Raw genomic sequence first — 17,483 nt, forward strand, 5'->3', positions numbered from 1 at the left:
CCGGGGCCGCGTGCGAGGGCGACTTCCCCCAAATGTGGGAGCGCTCAGCGCCAGCGCTTGGCGGCGCCGACCAGGGCGCCCTTGGCCTGGGCCGCCGGCGACGGTGGACGGAGCAGCTCCTGCTCGACCCAGGCGGCGGTGTCGCCACGGTGGAGGCTGTAGCGCGGCTGCATCCAGCTGCCCTCGCGCGCCCATCGCCGGTCGCTGGTGTGGACCGAGCGGTAGTCGAGCCCCTGGAGCCGGTCGATCACCCGCCGGTCGTAGCGGCCGAGCGGCAGGGCCGCGTCGAGGACCGGTGCCCCGATCACCGAGGCGATCTGCTCGCGCGCAGCGACGTACTCGACGTCCTGGTCACGCCGGTCGAGCCCGCGCCACGGGCAGTGGGTCATGCCGTGGTTGCCGATGGTCATGCCGGAGGCGTGCAGCTCGCGCACCTGGGCGGTGGTGAGGCTGCCGGGCTGGTCGAGGCGTCCGGCGACCACGAAGAACGACGCGGTCAGCCCGCGGGCCCGGAGCTCGGGCAGCGCGATCTCGGCGTCGGAGGCGTTGGCGTCGTCGAAGCTCAGCCGCACCTCGGGTCGGCCCTTCACCACGTCGAGGATCTCGGCGAAGGTGGCAGCGTCGATCCAGTACGACTCCTCGCCCGGCTCGAGCTCGCGCGCGGGCTCGCCGATGCCGTGGAAGCACAGGTTGAGCAGCGACGAACCGTCCGGGCCGCCGGAGCGGATCGTGCGCAGCGTCGCCTTGGCGTCGGCGTACCCGTCCTTGCCGAGCACCCGCAGGCCGGCCCGGCGGGCGGTGGCCCGGCTGCCGTCGCGGACCCGCCGCAGCGGCGAGGTCACCGCGCGGTCGACCAGCAGCTCGCGTGCCGACGGCTCCCGCACCTCGAGCGGCACGGCGAACCGGCTGCGGTGGGCACTGGGCGCGACGAGGCGGCCGCGGACGCGGTTGCTGACGTTGCCACCGTGGACCACCTGGAGCCAGGACGGCGAGCCGTCGAGCTCGATCGTCGGCATCACGCGGGGCAGCTCGTTGTGGTACTCCGACCAGCTCGTCACCGGCTCGTCCCAGCCCTCGCGGACCGAGCAGAAGGCGTTGTGCCGGTCGTCGAGCTGGAAGAGGCCGTCGTCGGACAGCACCAGGCCGCGCGTGACGTAGAGCGCGGCCCGGGTGTGGGTGGTGGCGGACGCAGCCGCCTGCAGCCGGGCGCAGAAGTCGACGGCGATGCCGTCGTCGTTGTCGAGGTTGGTCGTCAGCAGCGCCTCACCCGGCTCGGGGACGGCGGCGGCGATGTCCTCACGCAGCTCGGGCACGCCGACGTGCTCGCGCAGCACCGGGTGCAGCAGCCCGCTGGCGGCGTACGGCGCCATCCGCTCGAGCAGCCACGCCGGGCTCGCGGGGTCGAGGTAGACGATCCAGGTGACCTTCGCCCCCTGCTGGGCCGCCACGGACGGTGCGCAGTAGCGCTCGAACAGGTCGATCCGCTCGCGCAGCCAGCCCTCGCGGGCGCGCACCAGCCCCTCCACCCCGCCCGTGGGCAGGTTGAAGCGCGTCAGGAGCACGTGGTCGAGACCGGTCACGCCTCGACGATCCCAGCGACGGCGTGCATGCGCACACCCAATCTGTGGGATGTTCCACGCTCGACGTGCGCGGCCGGACCGCTGCGCTGCGACTCTCGTCAGGTGGTGGACGGGGGAGGCGCCCGACGGGTGGCCGTGGTCGTGGTGACCTACGACAGCGCTCCGCTCCTGCCCGCCCTCGTCGCCTCGCTCGACGCCGGCCTCGCGGGGCTCGACTGGGAGCTCGTGGTCGCCGACAACGCCTCGTCCGACGACACCGTCGCGCGGGTGCGCGAGCTGCTGCCCGGAGCCACCGTGGTCGAGACCGGCGGCAACCTCGGCTACTCCGCCGGCATCAACGCCGGGGTGGCGGCCGCCGCGCCGCACGACGCCGTCCTGGTGCTCAACCCCGACGTCCGGCTCGAGCCGGGCTGCGCGGCCACGTTGATGGACGCCCTCGACGAGCCGCGGGTCGGGGTCGCCGTGCCGCGCCTGGCCGATGCGGGCGGTCGCCTCATCTGGTCGCTGCGGCGCGAGCCCACCCTCACCCGGGCCATGGGCGAGGCCTTCCTCGGCGCCACGCGGGCCGGCCGGGTCCCGGCGCTCGGCGAGGTCGTCACCGACCCGGCGTCGTACGACGCCGCGGTCGACACCGACTGGGCCGAGGGCTCGACCCAGCTGATCAGCGCCCGCTGCTGGGCCGAGGTCGGGCCGTGGGACCCGTCGTGGTTCCTCTACTCCGAGGAGACCGACTACGGCCTGCGGGTCCGCGACGCGGGCTGGCGCACCCGCTACGTGCCGGAGGCACGGGCGGTGCACCTCGAGGGGCCCTCCGGCACGGCTCCCGGCCTGCGGGCGCTGCTGCTGACCAACCGGGTCCGCCTCGTCTCCCGGCACCGCGGTCGCGTCGTGGGCTCGGCCTTCTGGGCGCTCACGGTCGCGCGCGAGGGCATCCGTGTCGCGCTCGGCAAGGCGGGCACGACGGTGGCGCTGAAGGCGCTCCTGTCGCCCCGGCTGATGCGCGCCGAGCGCGGTCCGGCCTGGGTCGCCGCGGCCGTCGACGCCGGCTGAACCAGCCCTGCGAGGCGCGGATATACCCATTCTTTGTCGCCTCCCGCGAGCCGTTTGCCCTTGGCACGGGTCCCGGGACTGTCGCACGATGGCGGACGGCACCCCCGAGCCCCCCGAGGTGATCCGCCATGCCCTCTTCGTCCCCGATGCCCTCCGTCCGTCCCCCCAGCCGGCCGGACCGGCTCCCGCTGCGAGCGAGGCTGGCCCTCGTCACGGTCGGCGTGGTCGCCGTGGGACTGGCCGTCAGCACCGGGGACGGCGCCCTCGCCGGTCCGGAGCGGCTCGACGGCGGTTCGGTGCAGGAGGCCCGTGCGGCGAGCACGGTCGGTCTCTTCCCGGGAGGCATGCCGAAGGCGAAGATCCGCTCGCACCACGGGTCCAGGCGCGAGGTCGGCATGCGGTTCTCCCCGAAGGTCGCCGGATCGGCGGTCGGTGTCCGCGTCCTGAAGATGGCCGGCGCGAAGTCGGCCACCCCGCGCACCGGCTCGCTCTGGAGCTCACGCGGCACGCTGCTGGCCAGCGCGTCGTTCACCAGGACGAAGGGGACCGGCTGGGTGCAGGTCCGGTTCTCGCAGCCGGTGGCGCTCAAGCCCGGCAAGACCTACGTCGTCTCGGCCTACGCCGCGAGCGGACGCTTCGCGGTGACCCGGCGCGGTCTCGCCGACACCCGCTCGACCGACCAGCTCACCGCCCAGGCGGGCAAGAACGGCGTCTACCGCTCCAAGCGCGGCACCGGGTTCCCCAACCACGCCTCGCCGTCGAAGGACAACTACTGGGTCGACGTGCGGTTCGCACCGGGCAGGGACGGGACGACGACCACCCCGACCGCGACACCGACCCCCAACGGAGTGTGCATGGGCGCGGCGAACACGCCCGGCGGACCCGACCCGTGGGGCGGCTGCTGGCCCGGACCCCACAACACCGGCTACCCGCACGGCCTGCCCGGTGACACCCGCGCGCCGGTGACCCTGACGCCGTACACCGGCCCCACGACCATCCGCTCCTGCGGCGTCGTCATCGACTCCAAGCAGGTCAACAGCACCCTCGTGATCGAGGCCGGCAACGGCACCACCTCGCCGTCGACCCCGTGCGTCACGATCCGCAACTCGCTGGTCAAGGGCGTGATCTTCGCGGAGAAGACGAGCTACGGACCCACGGTCGTCGAGGACACCGAGATCGCCCCGACGGACCTGCCCTTCTGGGAGAACCTCGGTCGCTCCAACTTCTACGCGACCCGGGTCAACTCCCACGGCGGCCAGGCCGTGATCAAGTGCGAGCTCAACTGCGTGGCCAAGGACAGCTGGGTGCACGGCATGGAGCTCGGCGGCGCCTACCACTACAACGCCTTCGGCGGGAACGGCACCAGCAACTTCACGATCAACCACAACTACGGCAGCTGCGGTGACTGGGAGACGGTGTCGAGCCCGGAGGACGACGCCGGGTGCTCGGCGGTGATCGGCTTCTACGGCGACTACGACCCGATCCAGAACATCTCGATCACCTACAACTTCCTCGCCTCGACGTTCAGCGGCACCGGGCAGTCGATCAACCGGCAGGCCGGCTACTGCCTCAATCCCGGCTACTACCCCGGCAAGCCCTACCCGGACACCGCGAACCTCACCGTGACCGACAACGTCTTCGCGCGCGGCAGCACCAACAAGTGCGGCGTCTTCGGGCCGAGCAACAGCCTGCACGGGCGCGGCCAGCCCAACGGCAGCGTCTGGGCCCGCAACCGGTACGCCGACGGCGCCGCGATCTCGCTGCCGACGGAGTAGCCGGTCACGGCACGACGGTCGGCGACCACGCCTGCTCGATGAGCAGCTCCGGCGTGGCGTCGGCCGCGGCGGCGACCGACCAGACGTCGGTGACGCCCGGCTCGTCGGCGCGGGGCAGGCCGTAGAGGATCGTGTCGTCGTCGAGCCAGGCCACCTGGTCGTCGAGGCCGCGCGGTCCGTCGGCGAGGAGCGTGCGGTCCCCGGTCGCGAGGTCCATGACCGCGATCTGCCACACGATCTTGCGCCCGGGGTCGACGTCGACCTTGAACGCGACCCGGGTGCCGTCGGGCGAGATGGACGGGCACTCGGCGTGCTCGGAGACCGCCGTCAGGGTGCGCGCCTCGAGGTCGCCCCGGACCAGGTAGGTGGTGCCCCCGGTCCCGACCGTGGCGTAGAACGCTCGGTCGTCGACGAAGGTGACTCCCCAGATGTTGCGGTCGAGCGGGTTGACCGGCCTGCCGTCGATGACGAGCTGGAACTTCTCCAGGTTGCCCCACCGCTTGCCGCCGCCGAACTCGTGCACCTCGGTCGCGGTGGAGAAGCCGGTCGACATGTAGGAGTGGCCGGACACGAAGACCGTAGTCGCGGCCAGCGTGCCGTCGGGGGAGAGCCGGGTGCGGCTCGGGATGCCGGGCAGCGCGGTGGTGTCGACCTCGTCCCAGTCGGCGTCGAGCTCCTTGTCCTCGTACGACGTCACGACCCCGCGGTCGGTGACCAGGCACGAGGCTCCGTCGGGCCGGGCGGCGACCCGGTCGCACGCCACCCCGGTGAAGGCGCGGGGTCCGCTGGGGTCGTCGAGGGCGACCATCGCCACGACGCCGTACTCGTTGTCGATGCCGGTGTGGCGGAAGACGATCCGCGGTCCGTCGGCGACGTCGGCGACCGGGGCCTGCGGGGCGGCGGGCTCCGCGGCCCGCTCGGCACGGACCTCGCTGCCCTCGCGCAGCACGTAGACCCCGGCGCCGACGACCAGGACCACCACGATGGCCATGAACGCCAGGATGCGGACGCGGGTGCTCACGACCGCATCACGGCGTGACCTCGGCTCCGTCGAGGCGGGAGATCCGGGTCGCCGCGGCGAGCACCGCCACCACCAGCAGCGCGGCCACGGTGCCCATCGCGACGGCCGGGCCGAGGAGGAACCACAGCAGGCCGAAGCCGGCGGAGGCGAGCATGCGGGCCACGGCGACGACGGTCTGGGCTGCGGCGATGCCGCTCGTGCGCGCCTGCACCGGGACCAGCCGGCCCGCGATCGCCGCGATGACGCCGTCGGTCGCGGCGTAGAAGGTGCCGAGCAGGGCGAGGGTGCCGACCGTGGCGGCGGCCGTCGACGTCGGCAGCACCGAGCAGAGGTAGGCGCCGACCAGCGCGAGGTGCCCCACGACGAGGATGCGGGCCCGGCCGATCCGGTCGGACAGCCGGCCGATCGGGACCGCGAGCAGCAGGTAGGCGAGGTTGGTGCCGACGTAGAACAGCGGGAACCACGACACGTTGACCCCGCCGTGGTCGAGCAGCGCGAGGTAGATGAAGCCGTCGCCCACGGTCAGCAGGCCGAGCACGCCGGAGACGACGAGGAGCGGGCGCAGTCGACGGTCGGCCAGGTCGCGCCACTTGAACGGCGGCGGCGTCGGGGCGGCTGCCTTCTCCTGCTCGCGGCGTGCCCGCACGTCCGGTCCGAGCAGGCCCAGCAGGGCGACGCCGGCGAGGGCGAAGGCGAGCGAGACGACCAGGACGACGGAGTAGCCGTCGGGCACGAGCATGAGCAGCCCGAACGCGATCAGCGGGCCGAGGGCGGCGCCGATCGTGTCGAGCATCCGGTGCACCCCGAACGCCCGGCCCAGGTGTTCGCTGGGCGTGGAGGTGCTGATCATCGCGTCGCGCGGTGCGGTGCGGATGCCCTTGCCGATGCGGTCGGCCGTCACCACGGCGGCGATGCCCGCGGCGCCGGAGGCGAAGAGCAGGAAGATGCGGGCGACGGCGGACAGGCCGTAGCCGAGGAAGGCCACCCACTTCGGGCGGTCGGAGGCGTCCGAGAGCCAGCCGCCGCCGAGCCGGACGAGCGCGCTGACGCCTTGGTAGAGGCCGTCGATCAGGCCGTAGGCCACGGGCGAGAGGCCCACGACCATGGTCAGGTAGAGCGGCAGGATCGCCGAGACCGACTCCGAGGAGACGTCGGTGAGCAGCGAGACGACGCCGAGGACGATGACGACCCGGCCGACCGGTGGACGGGTCGACGCGCCGGAGGCGGCGGCCTTGTCGGTGGACGAGGGCCGGTCGCGGACGGTGATGTACATCGGCTCACTCGCCCCCGGTGTGCAGGGTCGCGTGGACGACGTACGACGTCCGCGCGCCGGCGCCGGTCGCGGTGATGGTGACCGTGCTCCGGCCGCGCCGGAAGGCCGCGGCCACCGAGCCCGGGTCGGTCACCGGGGTGGAGAGCTCGACGAGCCCGCGAGCGGCGAGACGGGCGCGGTAGGCGACCAGCAGCTGCTCGGGCGAGAGCGCCGACGAGGCGACCAGGCTGACCTGGAGCCGGCCCGCGGACGGGGAGATCGCGCTGGACTCCACCCGGCTGGACCGCACCGGGCGCAGCACGGTCGGGAACCTCGCGACCAGCCGTCCCTGCGCCTGCGCGGCCCGGGGGAGCGGGGTGGACACGAGTGGTGCCGAGCCCACCGGCTCGAGGAGCTCGGAGAGGCTGTCCACCGTCTCCTCCGGCGCCTCGGGCATCTCCAGCCCGGCGCCCGAGCCGTCACCGGTGGTGCCGGTCGAGGAGTCGGTGGGGTCGGTGGCGTCGGTGGAGGAGCCGTCCGTGGAGCCGGGCGTCGACGGGCTGGCGCCCGGCGATCCCGACGACGTGCCGGAACCCCGGCCGCCGGCCTTCCCGTTGCCCGTGCCGTCACCCGTCCCCGACGACGAGCCGTCGTCGGCGCCCGGTGACGTGGAGGCACCGGCCGACGGCGTGGAGCCGTCGTCCGGTGTCGTGTCGTTGCCGCAGCCCGCGAGGACCAGGCTCGTCACCGCCCCCAGCAGGACGAGCCTCAGTGCCCCCGCCTTCACGGGCTTCTTCGTCATAGTGTCGCCGCCCCCACGGCCGGTGTACCAGGTAGTTCGTTCAGTTGTGGGTCTTGTGGTGTGTGGACCAGCCGGCCGCGAGAGCGGTCAGTAGGCCCCGCGGTGCCCGAGGACCGCCTGCACGGTGCGGGCCAGGATGGTGAGATCGAGTCGCAGCGACCAGTTGTCGACGTACTTCAGGTCGAGGCGCACCGACTCGGCCCAGGTGAGGTCGGAGCGTCCCGACACCTGCCACAGCCCGGTCACCCCCGGCTTCACCACGAGGCGGCGGCGCGGGTCGACGTCGTAGCGGGCGACCTCGCCCGGCAGCGCCGGTCGCGGGCCGACGAGCGACATGTCGCCCCGGACGACGTTCCACAGCTGCGGCAGCTCGTCGAGGGAGAACTTGCGGAGCTTCTGTCCCAGCGGGGTGATGCGCGGGTCGAGCCGGATCTTGAACAGGACGCCGTCGCCCTCGTTGGACAGGCCCGACTTCTCCTCCTCCGCCTCGATCCCCATCGAGCGGAGCTTGAGCATGGTGAACGGCACGCCGTCGCGGCCGATGCGCTGCTGGCGGAAGATCGCCGGGCCGGGCGTCTCGCGGCGGATCGCGAGGCACAGCGCGGCGAGCACCGGCAGCGCGACGACGAGGGCCACGAGGGCGACCGAGCGCTCGACCACGTCCTTGACCAGGCGACGCGGACCGTCGAGCGCGGGCTGCGTGACGTGCAGGACGTCGAGGCCACCCGACGACACGACCCGGGTGCGCTGCGGCTCGACGTCGAGGAGGCCGGTGCCGAGGTAGAGCTCGGTGCCGACGCCGGCGAGCGACCAGTGCAGCCGGCGCACCTCGACGGGCTCCAGGCCCGCCCCGGGGAGCACGACGAGCGCGTCGGCGCCGTGGTGGTGCGCCACGGACGAGGAGCTCTCGAAGCCGACGTAGGTCGGCAGGTCGCCCAGCGACTCCTTCGAGGTCCGGGTCAGGCAGGCCGCGACGACCTCGTGGCCCGTGCCCGGCGACATCGACTCGAGGGCCTCGCGGACGTCGCGCGGACGGCCGGCCAGGACCAGGCGCAGGCCCCGGCGGCGTACGCCGACGAAGGCGGGGACCGCGCTGGCGACCGCGCACGCGGCGACGAGCGTGGCGAAGGCGATCAGGTGGGTGGTCCACAGCATCGGCGACACGGCCAGCGCGACCACGGCGGCGCGTCCGCCGGTGCGCAGGACCAGTCCGGGCCGGACGAGGCGTCCCTGGCCGAGGGCCGGGCGGCGGTAGCGCCCGGTGGCCACGAGCAGGAGTGGCCACCCGGCTGCGGCGACGGCTGCGACGGTGACCGACGCGATGCCGAGGGCCACGGCCGTCGCGGCGAGCGCGAGGGAGATCAGCACGTCGAGGGCGAGTGCCAGGCCGCTCGACGGGCGGCGCACGAGCGTCGCCGGCGAGACCGGCACGGTGGACACCGACGGGATCGTCGGGATCGACGCGACGAGCTGGGGGAGGGGCACGTCGGCCGGCGCGAACCGGGCTGCCGAACGGATGCCACGCGGCGCCGGGATCGGCGTCCGCAGCAGGGCGGTGTCCGCGCCCACCACGTCGTTCACGACCTGAGTCATCCCCACCAACCCCCCTGGGGATCGCCGCCCAAGGCGATCCGATGCTGATCTGGGGGCGAGCCTAGGAACGACTTCCGATCGGTTCATGCCGCAAATGAGCGAAAGCCGTGCAGGGCCGGGAGATACCCGATCAGAGGGATGGGCACCGCCGGTGGCGAGACCTAGTCTCGAGATGTGCACCACCGCTGGTCCGCTGTCTAGGCCATCACGGCACTGGACGTCCTGCAGGTGGCCGATTGCGTGACGAGGACCCCCACGCCTCGTCACCCGGACCTCCACCGGACCAGCAGCGGCGGTCGAGGTTCCCCCGCCTCGGCCGTCGCAGCATGCCCGGGTGCAGTCCTGTGGAAGTGCCGGCGCACCGGCGGCCGTGGTGATCAGGACGTCGGCACCCGGGTGACCGCAGGCGACGCCTGACGCGGCAGCGGGAGCGTCGGCGGCGTGCCGAAGAAGCACTCGTGCCAGGTCTCCAGGGCGAGCAGCGTCCAGAGGCGTACGTCGACGTCGCGGGCGGTCCGGTCGCCGCGCTCGTGCCGGTCGACGAGGTCGCCGACGAGCGACCGGTCGAGGGTCTGCGCGACCCAGGAGCCGGAGCCGGTGAGCCGGTCGCGGGCGCCGCGTCGCAGCCCGTCGCGCATCCAGCCGGCCAGGTCGGGTCGCGAGGCGGACCTGCGCGGGTCGATGACCTCGTCCGGCAGCAGCGGGCGCGCGACCTCGCGCAGCACCCACTGCGTGGAGCCCGCTCGGACCTTGAGCGACGTCGGCAGCCGGAAGGCCAGCTCGACGAGCCGGTGGTCGAGCAGCGCCGGTCGCACCTCGAGCGAGGCGGCCTTCGACATGCGGTCCGAGCGCTCGAGGAGGTGGTCGGGCAGGTCGTGGCGCAGGTCGTGGCGCAGCATCCGGTCGACGGCGTCGCTGCCCAGCGCGGGCGACGTACGCCGCTCGGCGGGCGCTGCGGCCCCCAGCAGCCGGTGCCGCTCGGCGGCGGTGAACGGCGCACCCATCCGGCGCTGCACGGAGCCGGCGAGCCGGCTGCGCATCGGTGCCGGCAGGGCCAGCGTCCGCTCGGCGAAGCGGGCGTAGCGGTAGCGCCCGTGGCCGCCGAAGAGCTCCTCGCCGCCGTCGCCGGAGAGCACCACGCCGACGTGCTCGCGCGCGGCACGAGCCAGCCCGAAGGCCGCCACGTCGGCGAGGTCGGAGATGGGGGCGTCGCGGTGCCAGGTGAGCCTGCTCCAGAGCTCCTCGAGCTCGTGCGGGTGCACGTGCACCTCGTGGTGGCGGGTCCCGAGCAGCTCGCTGACCCGACGGGCCGAGGCCCGGTCGTCGTCGGTGGGCGCGCCGAGGCCGGCGGAGAACGTGTGCACCGGCTCGTCACCGCGCAGCTGCCGCATCTGGGCGACCGTGAGCGCGCTGCCGAGGTCGCCGGACAGGTAGGCGCCCACCGGCACGTCGGCCACGAGGGCCCCGCGCACGGCCTCGCGGACGCCGTCGCCGACCGCCTCGACCGCGTCGCTGGCGGTCCAGGTGCCGTCGGCGTCGGACTCCGGCGGTGTCCAGTACTGGACCTCCTCGAGGTGCCCACCCGGCATCACCGACACGCGGTGTGCGGGACGCACCTTCTTGACCCCCTCGAACAGGGTGTCCGGGGCCGGCACGTAGTGGGTGGCGAGGTAGGTGTCGAGGCTGCGGTGGTCCACGCCCGGGGTCGGGCCGATCGTCAGGAGGGCCTTCACCTCGGACGCGAAGGCGATGCCACCGGGCACGTGGCGGTAGTGCAGCGGCAGGATCCCCAGCCGGTCACGCACGAGGTGCGTGGTGTCGGTGCGCCGGTCGTGGGCGACCAGGGCGAACTGGCCGCGCAGGCGCTCGACGAAGCTGATCCCCTCGATCGAGAGCCCGGCGACCACGACCTCGGTGTCGCCGTGCGAGCCGAAGGGGTACGACAGCTGGGTCCGCAGGCTGTCGTGGTTGACGATCTCGCCGTCGAGCACCACCACCCACCGGCCGTCCGCGGACTGCATCGGCTGGCGCGAGTGCTGCTCGTCGATGATGGCCATCCGGGTGTGGGTCAGGCCGACACCGTCGCCCGTCCACGTCCCCGATGCGTCCGGTCCGCGGTGTCGCAGCCGCTCGGTCATGTCGCGCAGCTCCTCGGCTGCGACCGGCCCGCCCGAGAAGACCCGGACCCCCCCGATGCCTCCCATCACACGCCGACCTTCCAGCCGATCTGGTTGGCCATCCCCACCGCGGCGAGCTGTGAGGAGACCTCGAGCTTGCCGAGGATCGACTTGACCTGGGTGCGGACCGTCGCCTCCGAGACCACGCTCTTCTGCGAGATGTCGCGCACGGTGTGCCCGTCGATGAGCGAGCCGAGCACCTGGCGCTCGCGCGGGGTGAGCAGGTCGAGGCGGCGCCGGATGTCGTCGCTGACCTGACGGTCGCGGGCCCAGACCTCGAGGAGTCCCTCGAGCTCCTCGCGGGTCACGACCGGGAGGCCCTGGTGCAGGCGGCGCACGGTGGAGAGCGCCTGCTGGAGCGCGCCGCTCTTGGGGAGCACCTTGCGCGCTCCCATCCGCATGCACGCGCCCCACCGGCCGACGTCCTCCGACGCGGTGAGCACCACGACGTTGGCGTGGGCCCGGGCGAGCGGCGCGATGAGGTTCATCCCGTCGCCGAACCTGCCGAGATCGAGGTCGAGCAGCACGGTGCGGGGGTTGGCCCGCAGCGCGAGGGACCGCACGGTCGCCATCGAGCCACCCTCCTCGGGCAGCTCGAGGCGGCGTACGTCGTAGCCCTCCAGGGAGAGGGCCAGCTCGAGCGACTCCGCGAACAGGACGTGGTCGTCGACGATGAGGACGCGGTGGTCAGCGCGCGAGGTGCCCTGCGACATGGTCCACCTCCTCGAGGAAGAGCGAGCCGGCGTCGATGGCGTTCTCCGAGGACCGGCGCGCGGCCGGCAGGGAGATGACGAACGCGGACCCGGGACCCGTCTCCTCGGCGAGCCGGAGCGACCCGCCCTCCTCCTCCACCAGGCGCTGCGCGAGGTTCAGCCCGATGCCTTCACCGGGGGAGTCCTCGCCCCGGTCGCCCCAGCCGAAGATCCGCTCGCGGTCGTCCTCGGCGATGCCGCGACCCCGGTCGGACACGGTGATGTCGACGGTCTCCTCGTCGCGCTGGACGACCTCGATCCGGCTGACGTCGGTCCCGCCGTGCGTCGCGGCGTTGTCGACGAGGATGTTGACGACCTCCGCGAGCGTGTCGTAGCGGGCGTGGACCGCGTCGCCGCTGGTGTGCAGCTCGACGGTGCGGCCCTTGAGGTGCTGGAGGTCGGCCATCCGGCCGAGCGCGTCCTCGAGGTCGATGTCGGTGGCCTGCTCCTCCTCGCCCGAGACCAGGCGCATCATCCGGTCGAGCTCGCGTCGGACGGAGCCCAGGAGCCGCTGCCGCGTCTCGGCGGGCAGGTCGAGGTCGTCGAGCAGCGACGACCCCTGCACCAGTCCGGCGAGCGTGCTGCGCAGCTCGTGCATCCGCTCGCGGCGATCGCGCTCGGTCGCCTGGACGGCGAACGCGATCTCCCGGCGCTGCCGGTCGGCCTGACGCTCGGAGGCTCCCTGGATGCAGCCCCACGCGGCAGCCGACCAGGTGGCGCCGACGGCGGCGAACCCGAGCGAGGTGAGCACGTCCCAGGCGGTGCCGTGCAGCTCGGCGAGCTTCACGACCATCCCGGCGGCGACCACCAGGACGGTGGCGGCCAGGAGCCGGACGGTGGCGGCGGGCAGCACCCGCTGGACCGCGACCAGGGCGACCGTGAGCAGGTGCGTGCTGACCAGCACGCCCAGCAGGACGAGCATGGGCATCGGCGGCGGGCTGTCCATCGGCACCAGGAGGAGCAGGTGGCCGGCGGCCAGCACTCCCATCCCGATCCCGACGCCGAACACGTCGTCGCCCACCTGCGGCTCGCGGCGCAGGCCGCGGAGCGCGCCGAGCACGCACACCAGGCCGAAGAGGCCGATGGCGAGCAGGAGCGTGAAGTCCGCCGCGACCCGCGGCGGCGGGCTGGCGATGGCGGGCAGCGCCACCACCAGCGACTGGAGGGCGACCAGCGCCCCCACGGCGAAGGTCCAGCCGGCCGTCGCCTGGTGACGACGCCAGCTGACCACGGCGGCCAGCGCGGCGCCGGCGACGAAGATGCCGCCGACCAGTCCGTCCGCCACCGACTGGGACTGCGCACTCGCAGCCCCGAGGGACGGCAGGCCGCCCCTCCCGGTCCACACCAGGACCATGAATGCCAGGACACCGACACCGCGCGTCCCCACGCGCTGGTGCTGTCCCCCCACGTACTGCGCTGTGTCGCGCATGTCTTTCCCCCCACAGAGAATCGAGCCGTTGATCGAGTTGTTGCCTGGATGTAGCGAGCTGCTGAGCCGCGCCGGGTGCTGACCGGAGGAGCTCGTGTGGGGGGTTGTCGAGGAGTGTGTGCCAGGTACCCGATATGCGGCAAACGTGGTCTATGCCCCTTTTGCGCAGGGGCTCCGGAGTAACGCTCAAGCCAGCATCAAGGCGCCCGCAAGACCGGCCTCGAGATCCGCACATCCACGCTCAGCGCGGCCTACACGAGACCTGATGGGAGAAATTGAGCCGTCCCCAATTCTGTGCACGTTGGTATCAGGCCCTCGGGAGCGCTCCCACGAACCGGGAGGCTTGCTCCGTCAGCCGTCCACGGCCAGGGAGGGAGGTGCGATGGCATCACAGGGACCCGTCTGGGTGGTGTCCCCCCACCTGCTGGTGGCGCAGGCAGTCGCCGCCGCACTGTCGTCGGTGGGCACGAGCGCGGAGGCCCACGCGTGGGAGCCGGCGATCCGTGACCGGGGCGCGGGAGTCACCGCTCCCGGGGAGACGCGCCACCTGGTGGTGATCCTCGACGGCGTCGAGGGGGCCGAGGTGGTGGACCAGGTCACCCGTCTCGTCCGCGAGGGCGACGTACGCGTCGTGGTGGTCACCTCCGACGACGGCGCCGTCCAGTGGGGCGGTCTCCTCGCGAGCGACGCGGTCGACGTGGTCACCGTGACGACCTCGGTGGTCCAGCTCGCCGAGGTCGTCGAGCGCCTCATGGCCGGGACGTCCTCGATGGACCCGTCCGGCCGGCTCGCGCTCCAGGCCTCGTGGGCCCGCGCGCTGGCCCGTCGCCGCAGCATCACCGCGATGATGGCGACCCTCTCCCCGCAGCAGCGGCGCGTGCTCGAGCTGCTCGCCTCCGGCCGTCGGGTCGCCGAGGTCGGCGACACCCTGGGGGTGGCGCACGGCACGGTGCGCAGCCACGTGAAGGCGCTGCGGGCCAAGCTCGGCGCCCGCAACCAGCTCGAGGCGGTCGCGATGTGGCACCAGATCGACCGCCCCGGTGACAGCGGCGGGCGGGTGCCTCGACCGCGCAGGGAGAGCACGTCGGGAGCGGTGAAAGGACGTCGATAGGGTGGCGTCCATGATCGACCCCACCACGCTCGACGACCACGCCTTCGCCGTCTGGGCGGCCGAGCGGGCCGGTGCCGTCCTGCTCGACGTACGCGCCGGTGCCGAGGCCGCCGGCCTCGAGGGCAAGGCGCTCAAGGACGCCGGCGACGCCGCTGCGCAGGCCGAGCTCGACCGGGTGCTCACCCAGCACCGCCCCGACGACTCGGTGCTGTCGGAGGAGGCCGCGGACGACAAGTCGCGCCTGACCGCGAGCCGCGTGTGGATCATCGACCCGCTCGACGGCACCCGTGAGTTCTCCGAGCCGCCGCGCGACGACTGGGCCGTCCACGTGGCGCTCTGGCAGGACGGCGACCTGGTCGCCGGCGCCGTCGCCCAGCCGGCCCTGGGGGAGACCTTCAGCACCGGCCGGCCGAGCGTCGTGCCGCCACGCACCTCCGACCGCCCGCGCATCGCGGTCTCGCGCAGCCGTCCGCCGGCCTTCGTCGAGGCATTGGCCGCCGAGCTCGACGCCGAGCTCGTCCCGATGGGCAGTGCGGGCGTGAAGGTGATGAGCGTGGTGCGCGACGTCGCCGACGCCTACGTCCACGCCGGCGGCCAGTACCAGTGGGACAACGCCGCGCCCGTCGCGGTCGCCCGTGCGGCCGGCCTGCACTGCAGCCGCGTCGACGGCTCGCCGATCGTCTACAACGAGGACGACACGTCCCTGCCCGACCTCATCGTGTGCCGCCCCGAGCTCGCCGAGGAGATCGTCGACTTCGTCCGGCGCCACGGCACCGACTGACACCTGAGGACCTGGCGTACGGGATCCTGGGGGTCGGACGTACGCCGCGTCCTCAGGTATCCGGTTGCGCGACCGCGGTACGACGCGCGAGCGTGGGGCCATGACCTCCTTCGTGTCGCACACGACCGTCGACTGCCAGGACGCCTACCAGCTCTCGGAGTGGTGGAAGGAGCTCCTCGGCTACGTCGACGTCGAGGACGACCCCAACGAGCCGGGCCACGAGGAGTGCATGATCCTCGACCCCGGGACGGGCCACAGCATCCTCTTCATCGAGGTGCCCGACGAGGTGCTGCCGGCCAAGCGGATCCACTTCGACCTGCGTCCGCGCGAGGGCAGTCGCGACGAGGAGATCGAGCGTGTCCGCGCGATGGGTGCCACCGAGCTCGACGACCAGCGCGGGCAGTACGGCCCCGGCACCGGGTGGGTCGTGTTCGCCGACCCCGAGGGCAACCAGTTCTGCATCCTGCGCTCGCAGGCCGAGGTGGACGCGGGCCCGCCGCCGCCCGCGAGCGACTGAGCAGCGGCGCGACGCGGCTCGCCGTCAGCCGCGGTGGAAGACCTCGGTCTGCCAGATGTAGCTGTTGCCCCCCCAGCGCGCGTCGCCGCGCACCGAGACCTGCCAGTACCAGATGCCGTCGCGGGCCGGCAGCTTGATGCGGTACTTGCCCGCGCCGTCGGTGCGGATCCGCTGGTAGACCTTGTAGGAGCCGGTCCTCGACCGGCTCGCCTTGATGGTGACCTTCTTGCGGGCGTAGCCCGGCGTCACCTTGCCCTTGAGGAGGAGCCCGCCCGACGGGTGGGTGATCCGGCGCCTGACGCTGACCTGGAACTCCGTGGACTCGCTGGCGGCGAAGCTGTCGGCCGACGACGAGGAGGCGGTGAAGCCGGAGTAGACGACCTTGTAGGTCGTGTTCATCGCCGGCTCCACGGCGTAGAAGTCGCTGCCCGGCGAGCTGCTGGTGGCCACCGTCGTCCACGACGACGCACCGGCCGGGAGCGCCTGCAGGGTCGTCGTACCACCCGTGGGGGAGTAGCCGGTCGTGCTGTCGAGGTCCACCGCCACGTCGAAGGACCCGCCGTACTCCACGGCCGTCATGCTCGGCTCGGCCACTGTGTAGGTGGTCTCGGGCTCGGCCGCACGGGCGGGTGCGCTCAGGGCGACGGGGACGACACCGATCAGCGCTGCGGTGGTCACGCCGGCGAGGAGGCGTGTGGTCGTGCTCATGTCCGGGGGTCCTGTCGGTCGGGGGTCGGTCGGGCCGATGACGAAACTGTGCCAGACGTACGACGACGGCGCGCCGTCCAAAGTTGTGGACGACGCGCCGTCGGTGGCAGCTGGGTGGCTCAGTAGCTGTAGGTGTACCAGACCTCGCTGTAGCCCAGGAACTTCGAGTCACCGGGGACGGTGATCTTGAAGTAGAGCTTGTTGCCACGACGCGGGGCAGGGAGACGGATCTGGAACTTGGACTTCTTGTCCGTCTTGATCGTCTTGTACTTGACGTACTTCTTGCCCTTCTTGATCGTGATCTTGACCTTCTTCTTCTTGTAGTCCGGCTTGACCTTGCCCTTGACGGTGAGCTTGGCCTTCGCCTGGTCGATCGACACGTTGCGCGCGACGCCGATGGTGAAGGGCGCGGACTCCGCGGCGGCGTAGTTGTTCTGATAGGTCGAGGTGGCGGCGTAGCCGTTGTAGACGACCTTGTAGGCGGTGTTGGCCTTGGGCTTCACGTCGTAGAACGAGCTCGAGGCGTACTGGCCGGTGGCGACCGGGACCCACGCGGCCGAGCCGGCCTCCATGGCGAAGAGCGTGGAGTTGCCGTAGCTCACGCTGCGGCCGTCGGAGCCCACCAGGTCGACGCTGACGTAGAAGTCGTCACCGTAGGTGACGGCGGTGGAGCTCGGAGTGGCCGTGACCGTGGCGGTCAGGTTCTCCGTGGCGCTGCTGGGCGAAGCGATGGCGATCGGCGTGAGGCCGAGCAGGCCGGCGCTGACCGCGCCGGCGACGAGACGATTGATGCGCATGTGTCCCCGTGTTCCTCTCAGGTGAACGTCTTGGGTCGTCGAGTGCCAGGCACTCGGCGTTGATGTCCTTGCTACCCGCAGGACGTCCGGGACAAACCCCCCGCTTCCGGTGAGTCGCCCCGTCGATTCCCTCGTGCG

Annotated in this window: 15 protein-coding genes; 5 read left to right on the plus strand and 10 right to left on the minus strand. The window is 72.8% G+C overall.

What is annotated here, in order from left to right; genetic code table 11:
- Window positions 1–44: 44 nt before the first annotated feature.
- Window positions 45–1,580 (minus strand): glycosyltransferase, encoded by a 1,536-nt coding sequence (locus EUA93_RS11440; protein ID WP_129400252.1) that lies wholly within the window; start codon window positions 1,578–1,580, stop codon window positions 45–47.
- A gap of 102 nt (window positions 1,581–1,682) precedes the next feature.
- Between EUA93_RS11440 and EUA93_RS11445 the strand changes: the two genes are divergently transcribed.
- Together EUA93_RS11445 and EUA93_RS11450 are read left to right on the plus strand one after the other, a co-directional pair.
- Complete coding sequence (locus EUA93_RS11445; protein ID WP_242497329.1) at window positions 1,683–2,630, plus strand: glycosyltransferase family 2 protein; 948 nt, start codon at window positions 1,683–1,685, stop codon at window positions 2,628–2,630.
- A 128-nt stretch (window positions 2,631–2,758) separates the two neighbouring features.
- A complete protein-coding gene (locus tag EUA93_RS11450; RefSeq protein WP_129400254.1) occupies window positions 2,759–4,405 on the plus strand; it encodes a DUF4082 domain-containing protein in 1,647 nt (548 codons plus the stop codon).
- A gap of 4 nt (window positions 4,406–4,409) precedes the next feature.
- Here the strand turns inward: EUA93_RS11450 and EUA93_RS11455 are convergent, their stop codons facing one another.
- The 7 genes from EUA93_RS11455 to EUA93_RS11485 all read right to left on the minus strand — a co-directional run bounded on the left by EUA93_RS11455 (window position 4,410) and on the right by EUA93_RS11485 (window position 13,431).
- Window positions 4,410–5,426, minus strand: coding sequence for a TolB family protein (locus tag EUA93_RS11455; RefSeq protein ID WP_129400255.1), 1,017 nt, complete (start codon window positions 5,424–5,426; stop codon window positions 4,410–4,412).
- Between the two features lie 7 nt (window positions 5,427–5,433).
- Window positions 5,434–6,699 carry an MFS transporter gene (locus EUA93_RS11460; protein WP_129400256.1) on the minus strand — a complete coding sequence of 422 codons (1,266 nt, stop codon included), beginning with the start codon at window positions 6,697–6,699 and terminating at the stop codon, window positions 5,434–5,436.
- A 4-nt stretch (window positions 6,700–6,703) separates the two neighbouring features.
- Window positions 6,704–7,480 carry a hypothetical protein gene (locus tag EUA93_RS11465; protein ID WP_129400257.1) on the minus strand — a complete coding sequence of 259 codons (777 nt, stop codon included), beginning with the start codon at window positions 7,478–7,480 and terminating at the stop codon, window positions 6,704–6,706.
- Window positions 7,481–7,567: 87 nt separating this feature from the next.
- The gene (locus EUA93_RS11470; protein ID WP_165355134.1) at window positions 7,568–9,073 is read right to left on the minus strand and encodes an exopolysaccharide biosynthesis polyprenyl glycosylphosphotransferase; all 1,506 of its coding nucleotides are present in this window, start codon (window positions 9,071–9,073) and stop codon (window positions 7,568–7,570) included.
- 377 nt (window positions 9,074–9,450) lie between these two features.
- Window positions 9,451–11,277, minus strand: coding sequence for an asparagine synthase (glutamine-hydrolyzing) (gene asnB, locus EUA93_RS11475; protein ID WP_129400259.1), 1,827 nt, complete (start codon window positions 11,275–11,277; stop codon window positions 9,451–9,453).
- Entirely contained in the window at window positions 11,277–11,963 is a 687-nt protein-coding gene (locus EUA93_RS11480) for a LuxR C-terminal-related transcriptional regulator (RefSeq protein WP_129400260.1), read from the minus strand. Before EUA93_RS11480 ends, asnB begins: the two co-directional genes overlap by 1 nt.
- Window positions 11,938–13,431, minus strand: a complete 1,494-nt coding sequence (locus EUA93_RS11485) for a sensor histidine kinase (protein WP_129400261.1) — start codon at window positions 13,429–13,431, stop codon at window positions 11,938–11,940. Before EUA93_RS11485 ends, EUA93_RS11480 begins: the two co-directional genes overlap by 26 nt.
- Window positions 13,432–13,813: 382 nt before the next feature.
- On the opposite strand from EUA93_RS11485, the gene EUA93_RS11490 reads away from it, so the two are divergent.
- The 3 genes from EUA93_RS11490 to EUA93_RS11500 all read left to right on the plus strand — a co-directional run bounded on the left by EUA93_RS11490 (window position 13,814) and on the right by EUA93_RS11500 (window position 15,840).
- Entirely contained in the window at window positions 13,814–14,542 is a 729-nt protein-coding gene (locus EUA93_RS11490) for a helix-turn-helix transcriptional regulator (protein ID WP_165355135.1), read from the plus strand.
- Window positions 14,543–14,552: 10 nt separating this feature from the next.
- Window positions 14,553–15,323 (plus strand): 3'(2'),5'-bisphosphate nucleotidase CysQ, encoded by a 771-nt coding sequence (locus EUA93_RS11495; RefSeq protein ID WP_129400263.1) that lies wholly within the window; start codon window positions 14,553–14,555, stop codon window positions 15,321–15,323.
- 100 nt (window positions 15,324–15,423) lie between these two features.
- Window positions 15,424–15,840 carry a VOC family protein gene (locus tag EUA93_RS11500; protein ID WP_129400264.1) on the plus strand — a complete coding sequence of 139 codons (417 nt, stop codon included), beginning with the start codon at window positions 15,424–15,426 and terminating at the stop codon, window positions 15,838–15,840.
- Between the two features lie 24 nt (window positions 15,841–15,864).
- Here EUA93_RS11500 and EUA93_RS11505 read toward each other — a convergent pair whose 3' ends face one another.
- Together EUA93_RS11505 and EUA93_RS21585 are read right to left on the minus strand one after the other, a co-directional pair.
- The gene (locus EUA93_RS11505; RefSeq protein ID WP_129400265.1) at window positions 15,865–16,548 is read right to left on the minus strand and encodes a hypothetical protein; all 684 of its coding nucleotides are present in this window, start codon (window positions 16,546–16,548) and stop codon (window positions 15,865–15,867) included.
- Between the two features lie 119 nt (window positions 16,549–16,667).
- The gene (locus EUA93_RS21585; protein ID WP_165355136.1) at window positions 16,668–17,345 is read right to left on the minus strand and encodes a hypothetical protein; all 678 of its coding nucleotides are present in this window, start codon (window positions 17,343–17,345) and stop codon (window positions 16,668–16,670) included.
- Window positions 17,346–17,483 lie beyond the last annotated feature (138 nt).

Origin of the sequence: Nocardioides oleivorans (genome assembly GCF_004137255.1) — a bacterium.
In the GTDB taxonomy this organism is placed as follows: domain Bacteria; phylum Actinomycetota; class Actinomycetes; order Propionibacteriales; family Nocardioidaceae; genus Nocardioides; species Nocardioides oleivorans.

Coding starts and splice junctions, on each gene's coding strand:
- EUA93_RS11480 (WP_129400260.1), bottom strand. CDS start 11,963: ATGTCGCAGGGCACCTCGCGCGCTGACCACCGCGTCCTCATCGTCGAC.
- EUA93_RS11505 (WP_129400265.1), bottom strand. CDS start 16,548: ATGAGCACGACCACACGCCTCCTCGCCGGCGTGACCACCGCAGCGCTG.
- EUA93_RS11495 (WP_129400263.1), top strand. CDS start 14,553: ATGATCGACCCCACCACGCTCGACGACCACGCCTTCGCCGTCTGGGCG.
- EUA93_RS11500 (WP_129400264.1), top strand. CDS start 15,424: ATGACCTCCTTCGTGTCGCACACGACCGTCGACTGCCAGGACGCCTAC.
- EUA93_RS11470 (WP_165355134.1), bottom strand. CDS start 9,073: ATGACTCAGGTCGTGAACGACGTGGTGGGCGCGGACACCGCCCTGCTG.
- EUA93_RS21585 (WP_165355136.1), bottom strand. CDS start 17,345: ATGCGCATCAATCGTCTCGTCGCCGGCGCGGTCAGCGCCGGCCTGCTC.
- asnB (WP_129400259.1), bottom strand. CDS start 11,277: ATGGGAGGCATCGGGGGGGTCCGGGTCTTCTCGGGCGGGCCGGTCGCA.
- EUA93_RS11460 (WP_129400256.1), bottom strand. CDS start 6,699: ATGTACATCACCGTCCGCGACCGGCCCTCGTCCACCGACAAGGCCGCC.
- EUA93_RS11485 (WP_129400261.1), bottom strand. CDS start 13,431: ATGCGCGACACAGCGCAGTACGTGGGGGGACAGCACCAGCGCGTGGGG.
- EUA93_RS11450 (WP_129400254.1), top strand. CDS start 2,759: ATGCCCTCTTCGTCCCCGATGCCCTCCGTCCGTCCCCCCAGCCGGCCG.
- EUA93_RS11490 (WP_165355135.1), top strand. CDS start 13,814: ATGGCATCACAGGGACCCGTCTGGGTGGTGTCCCCCCACCTGCTGGTG.
- EUA93_RS11465 (WP_129400257.1), bottom strand. CDS start 7,480: ATGACGAAGAAGCCCGTGAAGGCGGGGGCACTGAGGCTCGTCCTGCTG.